Origin of the sequence: Propionispora sp. 2/2-37 (assembly GCF_001298735.1) — a bacterium.
Lineage (GTDB): Bacteria > Bacillota > Negativicutes > Propionisporales > Propionisporaceae > Propionispora.
The window spans coordinates 181778-201592 of record NZ_CYSP01000004.1 but is presented as its reverse complement, the minus strand read 5'-3'; the positions used below and the strand labels follow the sequence as shown (position 1 = coordinate 201592).

Genomic DNA, 19815 nt, shown 5'->3' with positions numbered 1-19815 from the left:
AATACAAGGGCAATTTAGTGCTTGCAGTGAAAGGAGTTAAAGCGTTTTGGCTAGGGGAAAGCTGCCGTTAGTTAGCATTGGGCTGCCTGTTTATAATGGTGAACGGTATATCCGGCAAACCATCGAAAATCTTCTTGGACAGGATTACCGCAATTTTGAACTTATTATATGTGATAATGCTTCTTCTGATTTAACCTATACGATTTGTCGGGAATATGCAACAAAAGATACACGTATACAATTGTATCAGAATTCTGATAATTTAGGATCGGCCCGCAATTTTAATAAAGTGTTTACATTATCCTCAGGAAAGTATTTCATGTGGGCTGCCCATGACGACGTATGGGGACAGTCATACATCGGAAAAGGCGTTGCCAAGCTGGAGGATAATCCGAGCGCGATTATGTGTACTACCGATACGCAGCATATTGATCCAGCGGGTAATAAGCTGGGGATTCAGATTGTCACTGAGACAGTCGGCATGGACATGGTGCAGCGCGTTCAACGTTTTATGTCCTACTTGGGAGGATTTATTATTTATGGATTGATACGTTCGGAAATACTTAAACAAACAAACTTGTTTCAAGCAAAATTTGGTCCCGATGTCATTTTACTTATGGAGTTGTTGCTTCTTGGAGAATTTGTGAAAGTCCCTGAGGTTTTATTTTGGTACCGGTATGTTGTTAAGCCGTTGGATCAGTACATGAACTTTATTGCGCCCGGAACAGTGCTTGTCAAAAAGCCCTGTACCGGATTGATGAGAGATATGTTTCAGGTGATTCGTCAGGCGCAATGTCCGGAAAGTGAGATCAAAAAAATGGAGAAGACATTTGTGGAAAATTTGCTTGCAGATAATCTGCATTGGAAGAAACAGATTATTTTGGAGAATAAGGATATCCTGAAGAAGCAAGGACTGACACAGGAATTTATCTACAGTTTTATCGCGAACTAAAAAGCGGACTTAAAAATAGGTAATACAATGAATTTCTGGCAAGCTGCCATATGCAACAAAAGAAATAACGGGGGTGTTGGTCTAATTGAGTGTGTGAAGGCGGGGTGCGGGAATGGCATTTATATCCTATGCGCAAAATCTGGAGGATGTTATGCTTTGGCGGGTATTCTCAGGTCTGGAAAAAGGCTTTTATATTGACGTGGGGGCCAATGATCCGGTTATTGATTCGGTTACAAAAGCTTTTTATGATCGTGGCTGGCGTGGAGTGAATATTGAACCCCTGCAATCATATTATCAACGGCTCTGTCAAGAAAGGACCCGGGATATAAATTTACAAGTGGCTGCGGGTAACTATACCGGTATGGTTGCCTTTTATGAAATTCCGGATACCGGGCTATCAACGATGAATTATGATATTGCGGAGCAGCATCGTTTACATGGATGGGAAATAAAGGAGACTAAAGTTCCGGTAATGACTTTACTTGAGATTTGTCAAAATTATGTCCGGGAAACCATTCATTTTTTAAAAATTGATGTGGAAGGAACGGAAAAACAGGTCTTGTTAGGCATGGATTTTCAACAATATCGCCCATGGGTCATTGTTATTGAAGCGACGATTCCTTTAGGGAAGCAGCAAAAGCATAGTGAATGGGAAGATATCTTATTGCGTCATGGATATCAGTATACTTACTTTGATGGCTTAAACCGTTTTTACATTGCGCAGGAAAAGGGAGATTGTTTGTCACATTTTTCTTCTCCGCCAAATCCTTTTGATGAGTACCTGCGCTATTCCGAGTTTTGCTTAAAGGAAAGAATCGATCATATCTATGTGCGCCGTCCATGGATTACAGCGCCTCTTTTTTCGACAGAATTACCACAGCAGGAACAACGGCAGATTTTAAAAAAACACCTGCAGGGTGCTCTTGCAGATGCCAATACATGTTAGGGAATGGGGCGGGATAGAGTGAGGATTGTTATCGATTTACAAGCGTGTCAGACGGAAGGCTCTTATAACCGCGGGATAGGACGTTATTCTTTGGCACTAGCCCAGGCTATCTCCAGGCAAAGGAAGGATTATGAAATCCGGCTGGTATTAAATGAACTCTATAGTGAACTAACAAAAAAGATCAAGAAACAATTTGACGGGCTGATCGATTCCCGTATGTTCAGCGGCTACCGGTATATTCCTTCCCTCTTGACTTATGGTTCGAAAGAGGATTATTACCGTCAGGTTGCCGAGATTTTGATTCGTCACCATTATGCTCAACTGCGTCCGGATATTCTTCACATATCCAGCGTTTTTGAAGGCTGCGGAGGGATGGCGGTAGTTCCGGGAATTTTATCAACCCTGCCTGGCACCGTGTGTTCGGCAACCCTTTACGATTTAATACCACTGTTAATGCCGGAGATATATTTGCCAAATGAAGTGTTGAAAAAATGGTATTTTCAAAAATTAATGGTCATTCGTTCCTGTGACCTATTGCTTGCTATTTCTGAATCAACCCGTAAGGATGCTATTCATCATCTGGGAATTGCACCGGATAAGATTGTCAATATTTCAGGAGCGGCAACTCCAAACTTTAAAGTCCTGGATATCTCACCACAAACGGAAAGAGAAGTCCGGACGAGGTATGGTATTGTAAAACGTTTTGTTTTATATACCGGTGGCATTGATCACCGGAAAAATGTAGACGGTGCAATCAGCGCGTTTGCAAAACTTCCCGCAGAAATTCGGCAGCAATACCAGTTTGTTATTGTATGCGGTACACATCAGCAGTATAGAACGGATTTGTTAAAGCAGGTAGTACGGGAAGGGCTGCAAGACGAAATTGTGCTGACCGACTATATTCCGGAAGAAGATCTGGTTTTACTTTACAATTTATGTGCTGTGTTTATTTTCCCTTCTCATTATGAAGGGTTTGGATTGCCGGTATTAGAGGCCATGTCTTGTGGTGCGGCGGTTATCGGGGCGAATAACTCAAGTATTCCGGAGATTATTGGACGAAGAGATGCCCTGTTTGACAGCAGGCGGCAAAGTGAAATCACCTCATTGTTATACCGGGCTTTGACTGACGGAGATTTTTTGCAGGATTTGAAGACATGGAGCCGCAGGCGGGCGAAAGAATTTTGCTGGGAATATTCTGCTGCCAAGGCATTGGAGGCTTTTGAGAAAACACTGGAGCGAACACGCGTCCGCGAGCCTTTGGTAACGGCCCGTTATTTGCAACGACGGAAGATGGCCTATTTTTCGCCTATTGTGAATTCTGATGATGATAAGATTGCTCAATATGGCAGAATTTTGCTACCGTTTTTGGCCCGTTACTATGACATTACTGTTTATACTGACCGAAAGCCCGATGAGACTGACCCGATCAGGCATACTTTTCCTGTTTTTTCATATCAGGAATTTGCCGATCATAGCATGGAGTATGAAATTGTTATATACAACCTGGAAGATATACTTTATCCTGCTATAATGCACGATATGCTAAAGAAATATCCGGGAATCGTCATTCTTCACGATAGTGCCATGCAAAGCCTAGCAATCCTTAAGCAGGACAAGGAGGATTGGATCGAACAGGAACCGGTAAAGTCAGCCATTGACTATTACGACCAGCAGCCGGTATTTACTATGGCAGTCGGGATATTTTTATATTCGCCGCAGTCAGGAAATTTGCTCCAGCAAGTATATCCTCATGGATTGGCGGCTCCGTTTACCTGCCTTACTCCAATGGGTACTCGCGCTGAATCTCTTTGCGGCCAAGAGCAGGCGGGCAGTGAACCGATCGAGAAAATAGCAGCCGAATTTGCACTTGCCGTGGAAAGAAATCTGCAGCAATATCTTGTTCAGCAGCAGATGGTGCTGATACAGGAACTGAAGGGAGTACTGGCCCATCGAAACCTGCCGAGAGAGGAGCTGGAAATATTGGTAAACTGTGCAATTGATCATATTCCTAAATTCTGAGGACAGTTTTCGTGGTATGGAGCGATAGGTTTTATCCAGAAGAACAGGAGGTATCCATGGAAGATTTATTAACATCTTGTATATGTACTCAAAGACAATTAGAAAGTCCCATATTTCAGTCCTGGTGTGAAAAAATTCATGAGCGAAAAAATCATATGCACCGGAAAATATGGGAGTGGTGTTTTATTGCACAGGCTTTATATGAGCGAGACATGTTAAGTGCTAATCGGAAAGGATTAGGGTTTGCCGTGGGGCGGGAGCCCCTGGTAGCCTTGTTTGCAAGTTTCGGATGCAAGCTGACTGCTACCGATCAGGATGAACAAAGTGCCCAAAAAAAAGATGCAAATTGGATTGCCAGCGGAGAGCATGCAGCAAATGTAGAGGTATTAAATGAACGGGGAATCTGCGATCCGGCAGTCTTTGCCGATAATGTAATCTTTCAGTCTGTTGATATGAATGCTATTCCGCCCGAACTCCGGGATTTTGATTTCTGCTGGTCTTCCTGTGCCTTTGAGCATCTTGGATCGATTCAATTGGGAAAACAGTTTATCTATAACATGTTACATTGCCTTAAACCTGGTGGGATTGCTGTTCATACCACCGAATACAATGTGACTTCGAACACTACAACAATGGACTATTCGTCCAGTGTGTTCTTTCGACGGTCGGATTTTGAAGAAATGGCCAAGCAGCTTCAAAGTATGGGCTGCATCATTGATATTGATTTTACGTTGGGGAATGCTCCGGCGGATTTGTTTGTCGATAGTCCTCCTTATCGGCATGATCCCCACCTGAAATTTTTCTTTAACGGATATGTTTCAACATCTATCGGACTGATTATTCAAAAAGGGGGAGATAAAAAATAGAACGATAGGCGGTCAGAAAAAAAGGCTTCCGTGAAAGTTTAGACCGTATCAAAGGTAATGGACAAACTTTAAAAGAGGTATCGTAAGATAGCAAAGATTTACGTAACCTGACGCCGTTTTTTTAGTGGCGTCAGGTTTGTTTATTAAGAAAACAAGCACCGCTATAACGACGTGAATGATGATAAATACTATCACTTTTTTCGTATTAAAAGAATAGTCTACAAATAAATAGTAAACTTTTTATTTAGACTTAAGCGAGGGTGGTGAGCATGATAAAAATTGGATTAGTAGGCTGTGGCACTTGGGGATTTAATTATATAAAAACTTTATGTTCCATACCGGAAGCGACAATTAAATATATATGTGATGTAAAAGAAGAATCTTTGCAAAAGGCTGGAAAAACTAATTCCAGTATAAAAAAAACCACAGACTATCATGAACTTTTACTTGATGATCAACTAGACGGTGTTATCATTACTACACCTCCACAAAGCCATTTTCCTATAGCAGCAGATTTTTTATCACGAAAAAAGGCGGTGTTAGTGGAAAAACCTTGCACTCTCTCCTATCATGAGGCAGATACCTTAATTAAACTGGCTGCAAAAAATAATACTGTTTTAATGGTAGGGCATTTAATGGAATATCATCCGGCGGTATTAAAGATGCAAGAATATATTAATCAGGGATTACTGGGGCGGTTGCGCTATATTTTGCTGGAACGTACCGGCCTTGGAGATCTTCGGCATGAAGTTAGTGTACACTGGGATCTCAGTGTACATGATTTTTCTATAGTCAGATATCTGGTTGATCAAGATCCAATATGGATATCTGCCCATGGAGAAAGCTATCAACAGCCAAATGTTTATGACCTGGTTATCATTACAATGAAGTTTCCCGGTGACTTGCTTGTACAAATACAGACAAACTGTATCAGTCTAATAAAAAAGCGGCATGCGGAAATTTCGGGAGAACAGATGACCATGGCCTTTGACGATGTCAAAAATACCAACGGAATACAGCTAATATCCAATACCGGTGAGATTGCCACAGCCAAATTTGAAAAAGAATTGCCACTAACCAAACAGTGCCTGCATTTTCTTGATTGTATAAAAACCAAGGCGCTTCCCAGAACCGGATCTACAGATATTCTTTGGGTAATAAAGGCAACTGAACTGGCAGAACAATCATTCTTAAACCATGGAGAAAGACTATATTGGGATTGGCACGGTGATATAAGTGTTAACGATAGAGAGATATGATCCATCTAACCAAAAGAGCTGGGATGATTTTGTGGCATCCTCCCGGAACGGTACGTTTATGCAGCAGCGGACTTTTCTAAACTATCACCCGCCAGGGCGGTTTGTTGATTGCTCTGTGATGGTTTACAAATCTCATGGAGAATTAATTGCTGTAATACCGGCAGCTCAGGTTATGGAAGGTCAAAAAAAAGTGTTTTCGTCTTACCCGGGAGCATCGCATGGCGGAATCATTGTTGACAAAAGGCTTGGCATCGCTGAAGCAACAGAGCTGGTAACTTTATTAACGGAATACTGTAAGTCCAATCTTTTTAACGCAATAGAAATTAAAATGGTTCCTCGCATTTATCATTCCTGGCCAAGTGATGAAATAGACTTTGTCTTACGGTATTCCGGTTTTTCTCTAAGCAGTTCCGAATTAGCGACGGCATTGCCGATAAAAGAGATTGCTAACGCATCGGAGAATTTGATTGAGAGTACCCGAAGGAATATCCGTAAGGCACAAAAGTACGGTGTAAACATAGAAGAAAGTAATGATTTTGCTGCTTATTGGCGTATTCTGGCAGAGAATCTGGAACAAAAGCATCATGCTCATCCTACCCACACATTGGCGGAAATCCTTGATTTAACAAATAGGTGCCCCGGGGCAATAAAGCTCTTTGCCGCTTTTCAGGAAGGAGAAATGATTAGCGGAGTAGTTGCCTTTCTGCTGAACAGCCGGGTTATTAATTGTTTCTATATTGCCAGTAATAGCAGATATCAAAATCTTCGCTCACTTGAACTATTATTTTACAGATTGATTGACTGGGGTAGGGAAAATGGCTACTGTTACTTAGACTGGGGTATTTCTACAGAAGCTAAAGGGATAAAGATAAATCAGGGGCTGTTTGAATTCAAGGAGAAATTTGGCGGGCGCGGTGTATTAAGGGAAGCGTACTGTCTTAATTTATCATAGGAGGTGGTTTTGTGAAGATACTTTTTATTGATGTGGATCATCAGTATTTGCTGGGGTTGCCAGTCGGTTTTGCAAGAAACGGATGTGAAGTAAAAATATTAACAAATATTGTAGAGAAAGAACTGGAGCAATTGCTGGCGGAATATCATCCAGACCTTGTGGTAACTGCCGGGTGGACCAAAATACACACCAATTCAAAGCTTAACTTACTGGGTAAAATTGTCGATAAACATCATTTAAAGCATGCATATTGGGCGACAGAAGATCCCCGCTGGACAGATGAATGGTCATTACCCTACATTAAAGCAGCAAAACCAGAATATATTTTTACAATCGATAGGGAAACAGTACCTTTCTATAACCAACTTGGTTTTAAAGCTTATTATTTGCCATGGGCCTGTAATCCTGAATTTCACCAGCCTGCCGAACCTGTGGAGAAGTATAAATGTGATATCGCCCTTGTAGCCACCGCAGGGGTAACCTGGAGTTCCTATCGCAGGGACAGTGCCCGGATATTGTTAAAGCCGCTAGTGGAGCGGGGGTATGATGTAGCCATCTGGGGCAAGCGGTGGGACAAATTGGACCCGGCTATTGTTGGATTTAACGTGGACTCCCGGCATTTTCGGGGAAATTTATCCTATCTGGAAACAAATCGCGTGTACAGTTCGGCTAAAATTATCCTCGGGTTTCAGAATGTAATAACAGAACTGACCTCACGAACTTACGAAATTCTGGGTGCCCGGGGATTTCTCCTGGCACCGGCCACTACTGCCGTTTTAGAAAAGTTTACGCCAGGAAAACATTTGGTAGTTGCTCAATCGGAAGAGGATACTTTACGTTTGGTGGATTATTACCTGAAACAAGGAAACGAGAGGGAAACAATTGCTTTACAAGGTCAGCGTGAAGTCTATTCTTACCAGAATACGTACACGGATAGGGCGGCCCAAATCCTCAAGATTACGAGCGAAAAGTAGGAGAGAAACCATGCAAAAAACTATAAAACGAACGGTCTGTTGTAGCGGCATTTGTATTACCGGACAAAGCGAATCCACAGTAACGTTTCACCCGGCGCCGCCGGATACGGGAATTGTTTTTGTCCGGGAAGATCTACCGGGGCATCCGGAAGTTCCCTGCCAGCCTGAACATGCAAGAGTAGATTTCCGTTGGACTTCGCTGGTTAAAAACGATATACGTATTGAACATACCGAGCACTTGCTGGCGGCCATTGCAGGGCTGGAATTGGATAATTTAAAGATTTGCCTGAACAGTCCCTGTATTCCGGTTGTCAGCAGCTTCAGCAGCCGGGGGTTTGTTCATGCTCTTTTAAAGGCAGAGCCTGTTTTACAAGATATGCCAAAAAAATGTTTTTGTCTGCAAGAACCGGTTTTTATCACAAACTCATTTTTTCATCAAGGAAGGCGTTATGACCGCTTTCTTATGGCTTTACCCGCACCGCAATTTACTCTCACGTACCTGCTTGACTATCCGGATAAGGAAATTCCTACCCAGTTGGCCCATTTCGCATTTGACGGTTCTTTTGATTTTGCTTCGGAACTGGCACCAGCAAGATCGTATATTCTGGAAAGCGAATATGAAGCAGTTGTCAAATTAATTGGTAAAAACATGGAGAATTGTCTGGTGTTTTCCAATGGGCCTGTAAATCTGCAATGGCATAATGAACCGGCCAGACATAAGGCATTAGACATGCTGGGAGATCTTTATACGTTGGGGATCCCCCTAAAGGGGCACTTTATGGGGATTAGGACAGGTCATAAAGATAACAATCAACTATGCCAGAAATTAAGAATGCAAATTAGGGAGGGTATTTAAATGATTCCCTGTGCGCGACCGTTATTAGGGAAAGAAGAGGAAAGTCGGGTTATTGAAGTTTTGCGCAGCGGTATGCTGGCAGCAGGCAGTTATGTTCATGAGTTCGAAGAGCAATTTAAGCAGTATCATAATTCCCGCTATGCCGTTGCTACTTCATCAGGCACAACCGCACTTCATGCAATTTTGCGGGCTATGGGTATCGGCGCCGGGGATAAGGTTATAACCACCCCCTACTCGTTTATCGCTACGGCTAATGCGATTTTATATACCAAAGCCACACCGGTGTTTGTTGATATTGACCCGGTAACTTATACTATCTCCCCTTCACAATTAAGTATTGCGGTGAAAGAGCACCCGGAAGCCAAAGCAGTAATCATAGTTCATCTCTTTGGATTGCCGGCGGACATGGGGGCGATTCTGGAGATTGCGAAACAAAATGAACTCATTGTTCTGGAAGATTGTGCCCAGGCGCATGGAGCTACTTATCAGGAGCAAAAGGTAGGCACTTTCGGCAAGGCTGCGGCTTTTAGTTTTTACCCTTCCAAAAATATGACTTCCGGCGAAGGCGGTATGGTATTGACCGATGATCCGGTAATCGAAGAAAAAGTAAGGATTCTAATTAATCAGGGACAAAGCAGGCGCTACTATCATGAAATGGTGGGATATAATTATCGGATGACCAATATTCATGCCGCTATTGGGGTAGAGCAATTAAAGAAGCTGGATATATATAATCAGAAAAGAAGGGAGAATGCAAAATTCTACGATGAAAATATAGCAAATCCATGGATCAAAAAACCGGTCCTGCCCTCAGATAGGAGTCATGTCTATCATCAATATACTTTAAAAGTAAAAAACAGGGAGGCTTTTACAGCTTCCCTGGAGGCTAACGGAATTGGCTATGGTATTTACTATCCGACAATCATACCTAAACAGCCTGCATATAAGAATCTGGCCTGCAGTTCCGGCATTTGGCCGGTTGCCGAGGAACTGGCCAACACCTGTGTTTCCATTCCGGTTCATCCGGCTCTTTTTCGAAACGATTTAACAACTATCGTTGAGGTAATTAATAATTATCGTTGAGGGGGACTGCATGTGATTATTAGTGGACATCAGCCGAATTATCTGCCATGGCTGGGATATTTTCATAAAATGATGTCCTGTGATTTATTTGTCATTCTGGATGATGTGCTGCTTTCAAGAAGAGAAGTAACCAAAAAAAACAAAATAAAAGGTCCCGAAGGAGAACGGATATTAAGCGTTCAAGTTGAAAGAAAAAAGAGTTTAATTAAAGATGCGGCCCTGCAAAATGATTTTCCGTGGTATTCCAATCACTGGGGATCATTACAAACCTGCTATGCACGTTCGCCCTATTGGCAGAAATACAAAAGCTTGTTTCTTCCCATTTATGAAGCGCCGGGAAGACTTTTGATTGATTTCAACTTGCGGTTGATCCATGTTATCCGGGAAATTTTAGAAATTGATACACCAATGATACGGGCCTCCGGAATAGCGGGAGTTGAAGGCCATAAAGGGGAACTTATTGTCAGTTTATGTAAACAATGTAAAGCCGATATTTATCTATCCGGTAACGGAGCCCGGGTGTATAATGACGAGGCGGCATTTGAGAATAACAACATTCGCCTGGTTTACCAGGATTTTAAGCATCCTGTTTACCCACAGGTCTGGGGAGACTTCATTCCTAATTTGTCGGCAGTGGATTTGATTTTTAACTGCGGACCTAAAAGCAAGGACTATCTTGTCAAGCAGGTGATCGTATGAGAACAGTAAATGTTTTGATATCGGGTTCCGGGTCTCTTTACGGGGTAGCCATTATCCAATCTTTACTGCGATCAGATTTAGATTTAAAGCTGGTAGCCTGTGATATAAGCGCCCGGACTTTGGGCCTGTATCTTGCTCACCAAGCTTATATTGTACCGCCTGCTCACCAGGAGAAACTATATCTAACTAATTTGTTACGTATTATTAAGAGGGAAAATATACAGGCTGTTTTTGTTGCGTCTTCCCAGGAACTTGCTTTTTATAGTTATAATAAACTGGATATTGAAAAAATGACAGGAGCCAAAGTGTTTATTAATTCTCCCGAGATCCTAGATCTATGTAATGATAAATGGCTCACGGTGAACTTTTTAAAAGAAAATAACTTCTTCTTTCCGGTTACCATTCGATATCCGGAAGACCAAACGAAAATTGACGAATTCATTAAAGCAGTGCAATTTCCTATCGTAATTAAACCGAGACGAGGTGCTGGGTCGCGGGGGATGTATATTGTTGACCGCTATGAAGATCTTCAGCCTTTACTCGAAAACAAAAAAGACATGATCCTCCAGCAATATTTACCGGATGACTGTGGCGAATTTACAACCGGTATTTGCACCGGGACCAACGGCAGGATTCTGTCAGGGATAACCTTAAAGCGGTACTTGCAGGAAGGCATGACGATGTCGGCGGAATCGGGCGATTTTTTGGAGATCACAGATTACTGCAAAAAGGTGGCCCAGGTTTTAAAGCCTTATGGTCCGAGCAACTTTCAATTGCGGCTTTTAAACGGTAATCCTTATATTTTTGAAATAAACCCTCGCTTCAGCAGTTCCACGGGAATGCGTTCTTTACTAGGTGTTAATGAGGCTGAAATTTTAGTAAGGGCGGAAATACTGGGTGAAGCAATTAGCCAAAATAAAATTTTGAAAAGCAGCGTGATAAGGCAGTATGTGGATTATCTGGTACCAACCGAAAAAATTGTTAAGTTACAGGAACTATTTAATAGAGAGCACGAAGAATAAGGATTCAGATACCAAATCAAAATAACAACGGGTGATGCTTTAGCTTTCTTATATCAGACATCATCCGTTGTTTACTGTTTAAACAGAATTGTTGAGATTAGGTGATTAAAATAGTAAAATCGATTATACTTTAAGTTGAAAAAGTTCAAATTTGTCTAGATTTTGCGATATTGGACGATTTGACTTTTATTAGGCAGTTAAATATAATAAAAACTAACTTAATATGTCATTTGCTTTATTTATCAATAAAATTTATCGTACTGACAAATAGTTAAGGTGCAAAATTTAGGAGGAAATTACATGTTTAGCATTAAAGAATCCGATCTTCCGGGTATTGGTAGAAAATATCAAATGTTAACTCGGGGAGGGGATTTATTGGTCCTTGTGGTTCATGATGATGGGCGCAGAGAGATTTATCATTATGATTCCAAAGATCCGGATGAAATGATCACATCCTTTACACTTGAGGATGATGAAGCCCGGCAAGCTGCTGCCATTATCGGCGGTATGACTTACAAGCCGAAAGCTCTGGAAACAATTGAAGTGGCTTTGGATGAACTAGTTATTGAGTGGTACAAGATAGAGAGCAGTTCACCTTGCATCGGCAAAAGCATTGGTGAGTTAAATATTCGCCAGCAAACAGGTGCAACGGTCATCGCGATTGTTGAGAAAGACCAGACACAGACGGTTAACCCCGGACCGGAGCAGGTTCTTAAGGCAGAGGCCACCCTGGTTGTTGCCGGGGAGAGAAAGCAAATCAAAGCTCTAAAAAATATTCTTGTTGACCGGGGATCCTAGTTATGGAGATACTCGTATTTGAAATTGGCATAGCCATTGCTCTCCTAGCCTTTGCCGGTTTTGTTTCCAACAAGCTTCGCTCTTCGATTGTTCCGTTCTATATCATTGTTGGCATGTTGGTCGGTCCCCATGCACCGCATTTTGGCATTTTGGATTTGCGCTTTATCCAAAGTGCCGACATCATTGAATTTATGGGAAGGATTGGGGTTTTATTCCTGCTGTTTTATTTGGGGCTGGAGTTTTCCGTCGGACGTTTGATTAAGGCAGGACGATCCATCGTCATTGGCGGCACCATCTATTTGGCGATTAATTTTACCTTGGGATTAGCCTATGCAATTGCGGCTGGATTTCCGGCAAAAGAAGTTATGGTTATGGCAGGGATCACGACGATTTCCTCCAGTGCCATTGTAGCAAAGGTTCTTGTTGATCTTAAACGTACCGCCAATCCTGAGACTGAGATGATTTTAGGGATTATTATGTTTGAAGATATTTTCCTGGCAATATATATATCCATTCTTTCCGGATTATTGCTAAGTGGTGCTACCTCGATTTTGGGAGTTATAGGATCGGCTGCGATTTCCCTTTTCTATATCCTGGGAATGCTGCTCATTGGCCGTAAAATTACGCCGTTTTTAAATAAGTTTCTGGCCGTACAGTCTAATGAGTTATTTATTCTGCTTGTTTTTTCGTCACTCTTTTTGATCGCCGGTTTTTCTGAAACCATTCATGTGGCTGAGGCTATAGGTGCTCTTTTAGCCGGTTTGATTCTTGCGGAAACCGAGCATATGAAAAGAATTGAGCATATGATTCTGCCGTTTCGTGATTTTTTTGGCGCATTGTTCTTTTTCAGCTTCGGCTTGTCGATTGATCCCTTTAATTTAGGCGGAGCCGTTTGGCTGGCCGTTGGAGCTGTTATTATCACTATTTTGGGCAATTTAATTGCCGGATTACTGGCCGGAAAAAGTGCCGGTTTATCTTCAAAAGCTTCTACCAATATCGGACTCACCATTGTTTCGCGCGGCGAGTTTTCCATCATTACCGCTAATTTGGGTAAGGCAGGAGGTTTACTGCCGATTTTGCAGCCTTTCGCCGCTTTATATGTTTTACTGTTGGCGATACTGGGACCTTTACTGACAAAAGAATCAAAAACCATTTACACCTGGCTTAACAAAATCTTTAAATTTGATAATAAAAGATTGGCTAAATAAGATGCAAGTCAATCGCATATATAGAAAAAAACTGCTTTCAAGCTGTCGGTCTGAAAGCAGTTTTTATTTTTAGAGTAAGGCAATACCCAGTTTTTTTATAGTATCGCATAATTTTGCAGCGGGAGTAGTCTGCGTAATAATGCCGCCAACATTCTCTAAACGGGCAAATTTATAAGTTCCATCATAATGAAATTTTTCGTTTTCCAGCAGAATATAAGTGGTTTTCGCAGCAGCGATAATGGCTTTTTTCGTATGCCCCTCTTCTACATCAAAATTACTGATGCTCTTGTCCAGAAGGTTAACTCCGCAGCTGCCGATAAATGCCTTATTGACCCGGTATTTTGCGATGTTTTCTATTGCCTCCGAGCCGGTTACGCCACCTAGTTTTTTATTATACAGTCCACCAATACAAATCATGCTGACTGTCTCATTATCCCGAAATAAAGAACTCAACTCAACCATATTGGTGAGCAGGGTTATTTTTTTTGTGCTTTTGGCAATGATTTCAGCCAAAATGAAATTAATGCTGGATATATCCAGAAAAACGGTATCCATTTCTTCGATTAAGGCGAAGGCTTTTTTGGCAATTTCCCGTTTAGAGTCCAGATTTTTAATCATTCTATTGCTGATACTGGTGTTTTCGGCCATATTTCTTTGCGGTATAGCACCGCCATACGTTCGTTTGATCATCCCGGTTTTTTCCAATTCTTTTAAGTCTTTCCTGATCATTCCCTCGCTAACGCCGAATTTAGCACTTAGCTCTTTTACAACAACCTTTTCGTCTTTTTTTAATAAAGCCAAAATTTCTTGCCGTCTTTCCTCGATAAACATGCCGTATCCTCCGCTGCAGATAAAATTACACTACTTTAATTATAGCTAAAAAGAATAATAAATAAAACTGATTTGGAAGGAAAATCGTTGACTGGGATAAAAATCAGGCATAAAATAATAATAAATAGTAATAAATGATAACAAATAGTAATAAATATTGCTAAGCAGATGATGCGGAGATAAGAAATGAAATGTGATAAAGGGGGATGACGAGCTGATGCTAAGCGCAATGGTTTGTGAAATTGAAAGATATGCGCTGCATGACGGTCCGGGCATTCGAAGCGTGGTGTTTTTAAAAGGCTGTCCTTTAACGTGTTTATGGTGCGCTAATCCGCAGACACAAAAAAAGGACAATGAACTGTATTATGACCGGGGAAAATGCGTTCAATGCGGCCGTTGTATGCAAGCTTGTGACTGGGGAACGCTGAACTTGGCAGATGACGGTATCCGGATTGACCGGAATCATTGCAGGCTTTGCGGTAAATGTATGCGGGTTTGTCCGGCGGGAGCTTTAACGTTAGCCGGCAGATGGATGAATGTGGAGGACGTTTTTGCAGAAGTAAGCAGGGATATGATCTTTTATCAGCAATCCGGCGGAGGTGTTACTATTTCCGGTGGCGAGGTGCTGATGCATGAAGCCTTTGTGAGCGCCCTATTAAAAAAATGTAAAGAACATTACTTTCATACGGCAATAGAGACCAGCGGATTTGGCAGTTTGCAATCACTTCTTGCCATAGTAAAATATTGTGATTTGATCCTGTTTGATATCAAACATGCCGATAACGAAATACATAAGAAACTGACCGGGGTGGATAATCAAGTCATACTGGAAAATCTAAGACGATTAGGTGAAAGCCATGGCAATATTATTATTCGTGTTCCCCTGATACCCGGTCTAAATGACGGCGAGGACAATATAGAACGTATTATGGAAATTGCAGGGACTAACAGAATTAAGGAAATACACATATTGCCTTACCATTCCCTGGGCCGGGAAAAATATAAACAACTGGGAAGAACGTATGGCCTGGAAACAACAGGGCCTCCCGAAAAGGAGCAGGTTGCCACAATAAAAAGAAAGTTGGAAAGGGGTGGTTTGTACGTCAATGTGGGAGGATGAGAAAAATAGGAAAGAGGGAGAGGGAATGCTTAAACAATATGAAATCAAAAGTGAGAGGGTAAAACGGTTAAGAGAGGCGGTTTTGGCCCGGACGCCGATGGTATGTGTTGAAAGAGCCCGTTATGCTACGGAGGCGTATCAGGAAAATGAAGCGCAGCCGGTCTATATAAAACGGGCACGGCTGGTGCAAAAGACACTGGAAAATATGTCCATTTACATCAAACCGGGTGAACTGCTTGTTGGCAACCAGGCTTTTGAAGAAAGAACAGCCCCGATTTTTCCTGAGTATGCGGTGGAGTGGATTGAAAAGGAATTGAGGCAAAGTGGAAATTTCAATCAGCGGGAAGGCGACAATTTTTATCTGCCGGAACAGCATAGAGAAGAATTGTTGCAGATCATTCAGTATTGGAAAGGAAAAACATTACGGGACAAATGCTATGGAATCATGCCGGAAGATGTAAAAAACGCAATAACAGTAAAAGTAATTCATGGCGAGGGGAACATGACTTCGGGAGACGGTCATATCATACCTGATTTTGCCAAAGCTTTACGACTGGGGTTGAAGGGATTTATCGCCGAGGCACAGCAGCAGTTGGATAGACTGGATGTCAGTGAAAACGGCGCTTTACGGAAGAAAGCGTTTTGGGAATCGGTTATCATAGTAAATGAGAGTGTAATAACATTTGCCCAACGTTATGCACAACTGGCCAATAAGCTGGCAGCAAATGAACAAGATCTTACCTGCAGGGAAGAACTTCTGAACATCGCCGAAATTTGTAGGCGGGTTCCGGGCGAAAGGCCGAGAAGCTTTTATGAAGCTGTACAAATGGTCTGGTTTATTCATCTGGTTATTCAGATTGAAAGCAATGGACATTCGGCTTCTCTGGGAAGAATGGATCAATATTTATATGAGATCTATAAACAAGATCTGCAAAAATCAGCGACAACCGCAGAGTTTGCCAAGGAATTACTGCAGTGCCTGTGGATAAAATTATTCTCGATCATAAAAATAAGGCCGACTTCCCATTCCGGCTATGGAGCAGGCTATCCAACTTATCAGAATGTCACGATTGGCGGTTCTAATGCTGATGGTTCCGACGCGGTAAATGAATTAAGTTACTTAATCCTGGAAAGTGTAGGCGAAATAAAGCTGACGCAGCCTAATTTGTCAGCGCGGTTACACGCCAACAGTCCGGAAAAGTTCGTAAGGGAATGTGCCAATGTCATTGCCACCGGGTTTGGCATGCCGGCACTTCATTCCGATGAGGTCATTATTACTGCCTTGTTAAATAAGGGTGTAGCATATATGGATGCCTACAACTACTCCATGGTGGGTTGTGTGGAAGTAGCTGTTCCCGGTAAATGGGGATATCGCTGCACAGGTATGAGTTTCCTGAATCTGCTGAAGGTCATTGAGCTGACCCTGCAGGATGGTGTTGATGAACGTACCGGAAAGACATTGCTTTCTGGAAACGGCCGGCTTACAGACTTTACAAGTTATGAAGAGTTATGGACAGCCTGGAAGAAAAATATAGCATATTACACCAAACTGTCGGTGGTTCTGGATAAAATTGCCGATCATAATTTAGAAGAATTTCCCGATATTCTGTGTTCCTCTTTGGTGAACAACTGTATCGAACGTGGCAAGAGTGTCAAGGAGGGCGGTGCCGTTTATGACATTGTCTCCGGCCTGCAGGTAGGACTGGCTAATGCGGCCAATTCTTTGGCGGCAATCAAAAAGGTGATATTTGAAGATAAAATGCTGACAGCGGAAAACGTATTGCAAGCTATAGGCAATGACTTTAGAGGCTTGGAAGGAGCCGGAATTCAAAAAATACTCCGGCAGGCACCTAAGTATGGTAATGATGATGATTATGCCGATGCAATTGCCAGAGAGATTTATGAATCCTATATTCATGAAATAGAGAAATATACCAATACCCGGTATGGGCGCGGGCCGATTGGCGGAATTTACGGACTATCAACCTCAGGGATTTCCTCCAATGTGCCAATGGGCTGCGTAACGGCAGCCACACCTGATGGCCGAAACGCCTGGACTCCCGCCGCTGAAGGAGCATCGCCTGCTCAGGGGACTGATGTCAAAGGACCGACTGCGGTCTTTCGATCCCTCGTAAAATTACCGACGATTTTAATGACCGGCGGGCAATTGCTTAATCAAAAACTTCCACCGGAACTGGTAAGAGGCGAAAGACAGTTTGAAAAGTTTGTTGCTTTAATTAAATCTTTTGTTGCTATGAAAGGGTGGCATATTCAATTTAATATTATCTCCAGTGAAACGTTAAAAGCTGCTCAAAAAGATCCTGAGCAATACCGGGATGTTATTGTCAGGGTGGCTGGCTATTGCGCACAGTTTGTTACCCTTGATCCTACTACGCAGGCAGATATTATTTCCAGAACAGAACAACGGTATTAAGCACGGAACGTAAGTGGAACCGCTTATATTTACTACCGGTTTGTATGTACAATTGCAAATAAGCGACCCGAAGCCTTCTAATTGAGACTTCAGGTCGCTTATTTTTAAAGTACAGGGTGATAACATTGATAAAGTAAACGATATCTAGGCTGCCGGTAAAACTTTGCGCCGGCTTTTTTGGCAGAACCTGAAAGTGAGTGCTGCACAATCAGTTATACACCACAATACGAAGGCCATATACCCTCCGTATATGCCGTAGTTTAATTTTAGTGCCAATATATAGGCCAGCGGCAGAAAGACTATATAGCTGGAAAACAAGCCTTCGTAAACGATAAAACGGGTATCCCTGCAGCCGGTAAGCGCACCACGCATTACCATGTAAACAGAAGAAAATAATTGACCCAGACAAACCAGTTTTAGTGTATGTGACGCTTGTTCTGCTACTAGTTTGTCAGAGGGGCTGAAAAAGCTGCTAATCGTTGATGCAAAGAAAAAGATTAGGCTGCTTGCAAGCAGGACCGTTCCAAGACTCATTTTCGCTATTCGATTTATTGTGGGCCGCAAAAGATGTTCCTGTTTGGGCTCCGATAATTGCGGCACGATAATTGATGCTGTAATTAAAAAACCATAGCCGGAAGATAAGCAAGGTTGAAAACCTGCAGGGTAATTTGATGCACCGCCAAAGCAGTAACTCCCAGCGGCTTTATTACATAAACAAAAAGCAGCAAGGCCAGAAGGGTAAAACCGGTGTTTAACCCAACATCCACGGCAAGAGAAACATATTCCGGAATATGCCCGAAAAACGGTTGTTTTAGGTTAATATATTGGTTTGTTAGTGGTTTTTTAAATGCCAGATATATTATAACTAGTAAACCGGCCAGATTGCCGATCATAGTTGCCAGAGCCGATCCTTTAACTCCCAGACTGGGAAAACCAAAGCCGCCATAGACGAAAAGGTAAGCAAATACAATATTCAGCAAGCAAATTACAAGGGTGCTGCATAACGGTGTTGCCGTATCATTCAATCCCCGGAAGAAACCGACTAGCACGTAGGAACATAAGATCAATGGCATGGTCCACAGCCATATTTTAAGATAATCCAGCCCCTGATATTTGATTTGCTCATTGCCGGCAATAGCGTAAACCATATTGCTGATATACGGGGCAAAAACAGCCAATAATATACCAATCATAAACGCCAGAAATAATCCGGTTTTTAGTACGGCTGTTATTCTTGATGCATCGTTCGCAGACGAAGCTTTGGCAACTAGGACTGTTGTGCCAACACGAAATCCTTCCAGAAAATTAAAGAGGGTAGCGCATAACGAATTCGCTATGGATACGGCAGCAATGGCAGCGGTCCCCAAGGGGCCAATAAAGGCCAGGTCAATCACGCCGTTCATTACAATGACGGATTGAGCCAGGATCAACGGCAATGCCAGCCCGGCAATTTTTTTATAACTAATGATTTGTTCCAATTCATTTACCTCCTGTGAAAAGACAAAAAGACACCTGACCGGCGTCTTTTGACAGTAGTATTATGCTCCGGAAAGCGTAACCGCTTTCTGAATGCGGCAAGCAGTGATGACTCGCTTGACCTTTACTTATTTATTGCCAAGAGTATCCGGTACTTATTTCCGGTATGGGTTGTTTGCTTAAAAAAGGACATACGTATCCCCTGAATGACTAATTTGACTGCGCAAACAGGTGATTTTGCTTCATGTAGCATATAGCCGGAAACAAAACGCATACTCTTGGCCTCCTCTCACAGTGAACTTAATTTACATTTTATGGGG

Annotated in this window: 19 protein-coding genes; 15 read left to right on the top strand and 4 right to left on the bottom strand. The window is 42.3% G+C overall.

Annotation, left to right across the window (positions count from 1 at the left end):
* Positions 1–46 precede the first annotated feature (46 nt).
* From P22_RS05745 to P22_RS05685, 13 genes are all read left to right on the top strand, one after another.
* Entirely contained in the window at positions 47–952 is a 906-nt protein-coding gene (locus tag P22_RS05745) for a glycosyltransferase family 2 protein (protein ID WP_054259266.1), read from the top strand.
* Between the two features lie 112 nt (positions 953–1064).
* Positions 1065–1898: an FkbM family methyltransferase gene (locus P22_RS05740; protein WP_054259265.1), complete on the top strand. Its 834-nt coding sequence runs from the start codon at positions 1065–1067 to the stop codon at positions 1896–1898.
* An 18-nt stretch (positions 1899–1916) separates the two neighbouring features.
* On the top strand, positions 1917–3917 hold the full coding sequence (locus P22_RS05735) for a glycosyltransferase family 4 protein (protein ID WP_054259264.1): 2001 nt from the start codon (positions 1917–1919) through the stop codon (positions 3915–3917).
* A 56-nt stretch (positions 3918–3973) separates the two neighbouring features.
* A complete protein-coding gene (locus P22_RS05730) occupies positions 3974–4783 on the top strand; it encodes a methyltransferase domain-containing protein (RefSeq protein WP_054259263.1) in 810 nt (269 codons plus the stop codon).
* Positions 4784–5052: 269 nt separating this feature from the next.
* The gene (locus P22_RS05725; protein ID WP_054259262.1) at positions 5053–6042 is read left to right on the top strand and encodes a Gfo/Idh/MocA family protein; all 990 of its coding nucleotides are present in this window, start codon (positions 5053–5055) and stop codon (positions 6040–6042) included.
* Between the two features lie 31 nt (positions 6043–6073).
* On the top strand, positions 6074–6994 hold the full coding sequence (locus P22_RS05720; protein ID WP_054259261.1) for a GNAT family N-acetyltransferase: 921 nt from the start codon (positions 6074–6076) through the stop codon (positions 6992–6994).
* Between the two features lie 11 nt (positions 6995–7005).
* Positions 7006–7968: a CgeB family protein gene (locus P22_RS05715; protein WP_054259260.1), complete on the top strand. Its 963-nt coding sequence runs from the start codon at positions 7006–7008 to the stop codon at positions 7966–7968.
* Between the two features lie 10 nt (positions 7969–7978).
* Entirely contained in the window at positions 7979–8824 is an 846-nt protein-coding gene (locus P22_RS05710) for a UDP-3-O-acyl-N-acetylglucosamine deacetylase (RefSeq protein ID WP_054259259.1), read from the top strand.
* On the top strand, positions 8825–9907 hold the full coding sequence (locus tag P22_RS05705) for a DegT/DnrJ/EryC1/StrS family aminotransferase (protein WP_054259258.1): 1083 nt from the start codon (positions 8825–8827) through the stop codon (positions 9905–9907).
* 12 nt (positions 9908–9919) lie between these two features.
* Positions 9920–10606: a WbqC family protein gene (locus P22_RS05700; RefSeq protein WP_054259257.1), complete on the top strand. Its 687-nt coding sequence runs from the start codon at positions 9920–9922 to the stop codon at positions 10604–10606.
* Positions 10603–11628, top strand: coding sequence for an ATP-grasp domain-containing protein (locus P22_RS05695; RefSeq protein WP_054259256.1), 1026 nt, complete (start codon positions 10603–10605; stop codon positions 11626–11628). Before P22_RS05700 ends, P22_RS05695 begins: the two co-directional genes overlap by 4 nt.
* A 300-nt stretch (positions 11629–11928) precedes the next feature.
* The gene (locus P22_RS05690) at positions 11929–12426 is read left to right on the top strand and encodes a cation:proton antiporter regulatory subunit (protein ID WP_054259255.1); all 498 of its coding nucleotides are present in this window, start codon (positions 11929–11931) and stop codon (positions 12424–12426) included.
* A gap of 2 nt (positions 12427–12428) precedes the next feature.
* A complete protein-coding gene (locus P22_RS05685; RefSeq protein ID WP_054259254.1) occupies positions 12429–13634 on the top strand; it encodes a cation:proton antiporter in 1206 nt (401 codons plus the stop codon).
* Positions 13635–13703: 69 nt separating this feature from the next.
* Here P22_RS05685 and P22_RS05680 read toward each other — a convergent pair whose 3' ends face one another.
* Positions 13704–14465, bottom strand: a complete 762-nt coding sequence (locus P22_RS05680; RefSeq protein WP_054259253.1) for a DeoR/GlpR family DNA-binding transcription regulator — start codon at positions 14463–14465, stop codon at positions 13704–13706.
* A 217-nt stretch (positions 14466–14682) separates the two neighbouring features.
* Here P22_RS05680 and P22_RS05675 point away from each other — a divergent pair, with 217 nt between their 5' ends.
* Both P22_RS05675 and P22_RS05670 read left to right on the top strand, forming a co-directional pair.
* Entirely contained in the window at positions 14683–15585 is a 903-nt protein-coding gene (locus P22_RS05675) for a glycyl-radical enzyme activating protein (RefSeq protein ID WP_054259252.1), read from the top strand.
* Positions 15586–15610: 25 nt separating this feature from the next.
* Complete coding sequence (locus P22_RS05670; RefSeq protein WP_054259332.1) at positions 15611–18019, top strand: glycyl radical protein; 2409 nt, start codon at positions 15611–15613, stop codon at positions 18017–18019.
* A 144-nt stretch (positions 18020–18163) separates the two neighbouring features.
* On the opposite strand, the gene P22_RS21535 is transcribed toward P22_RS05670, so the two are convergent.
* From P22_RS21535 to P22_RS20410, 3 genes are all read right to left on the bottom strand, one after another.
* Complete coding sequence (locus P22_RS21535) at positions 18164–18619, bottom strand: MATE family efflux transporter (protein WP_072169780.1); 456 nt, start codon at positions 18617–18619, stop codon at positions 18164–18166.
* 17 nt (positions 18620–18636) lie between these two features.
* Positions 18637–19497: an MATE family efflux transporter gene (locus P22_RS05660; protein WP_054259250.1), complete on the bottom strand. Its 861-nt coding sequence runs from the start codon at positions 19495–19497 to the stop codon at positions 18637–18639.
* A gap of 122 nt (positions 19498–19619) precedes the next feature.
* Positions 19620–19769: a hypothetical protein gene (locus P22_RS20410; RefSeq protein WP_156318864.1), complete on the bottom strand. Its 150-nt coding sequence runs from the start codon at positions 19767–19769 to the stop codon at positions 19620–19622.
* Between the last annotated feature and the right edge of the window lie 46 nt (positions 19770–19815).

What these genes read in the sequence shown, in the direction of transcription:
- P22_RS05675 (WP_054259252.1), top strand. Translation starts at nt 14,683, where the DNA reads ATGCTAAGCGCAATGGTTTGTGAAATTGAAAGATATGCGCTGCATGAC.
- P22_RS05680 (WP_054259253.1), bottom strand. Translation starts at nt 14,465, where the DNA reads ATGTTTATCGAGGAAAGACGGCAAGAAATTTTGGCTTTATTAAAAAAA.
- P22_RS05690 (WP_054259255.1), top strand. Translation starts at nt 11,929, where the DNA reads ATGTTTAGCATTAAAGAATCCGATCTTCCGGGTATTGGTAGAAAATAT.
- P22_RS05740 (WP_054259265.1), top strand. Translation starts at nt 1,065, where the DNA reads ATGGCATTTATATCCTATGCGCAAAATCTGGAGGATGTTATGCTTTGG.
- P22_RS05710 (WP_054259259.1), top strand. Translation starts at nt 7,979, where the DNA reads ATGCAAAAAACTATAAAACGAACGGTCTGTTGTAGCGGCATTTGTATT.
- P22_RS05670 (WP_054259332.1), top strand. Translation starts at nt 15,611, where the DNA reads ATGCTTAAACAATATGAAATCAAAAGTGAGAGGGTAAAACGGTTAAGA.
- P22_RS20410 (WP_156318864.1), bottom strand. Translation starts at nt 19,769, where the DNA reads ATGCGTTTTGTTTCCGGCTATATGCTACATGAAGCAAAATCACCTGTT.
- P22_RS05705 (WP_054259258.1), top strand. Translation starts at nt 8,825, where the DNA reads ATGATTCCCTGTGCGCGACCGTTATTAGGGAAAGAAGAGGAAAGTCGG.
- P22_RS05695 (WP_054259256.1), top strand. Translation starts at nt 10,603, where the DNA reads ATGAGAACAGTAAATGTTTTGATATCGGGTTCCGGGTCTCTTTACGGG.
- P22_RS05725 (WP_054259262.1), top strand. Translation starts at nt 5,053, where the DNA reads ATGATAAAAATTGGATTAGTAGGCTGTGGCACTTGGGGATTTAATTAT.
- P22_RS05730 (WP_054259263.1), top strand. Translation starts at nt 3,974, where the DNA reads ATGGAAGATTTATTAACATCTTGTATATGTACTCAAAGACAATTAGAA.
- P22_RS05685 (WP_054259254.1), top strand. Translation starts at nt 12,429, where the DNA reads ATGGAGATACTCGTATTTGAAATTGGCATAGCCATTGCTCTCCTAGCC.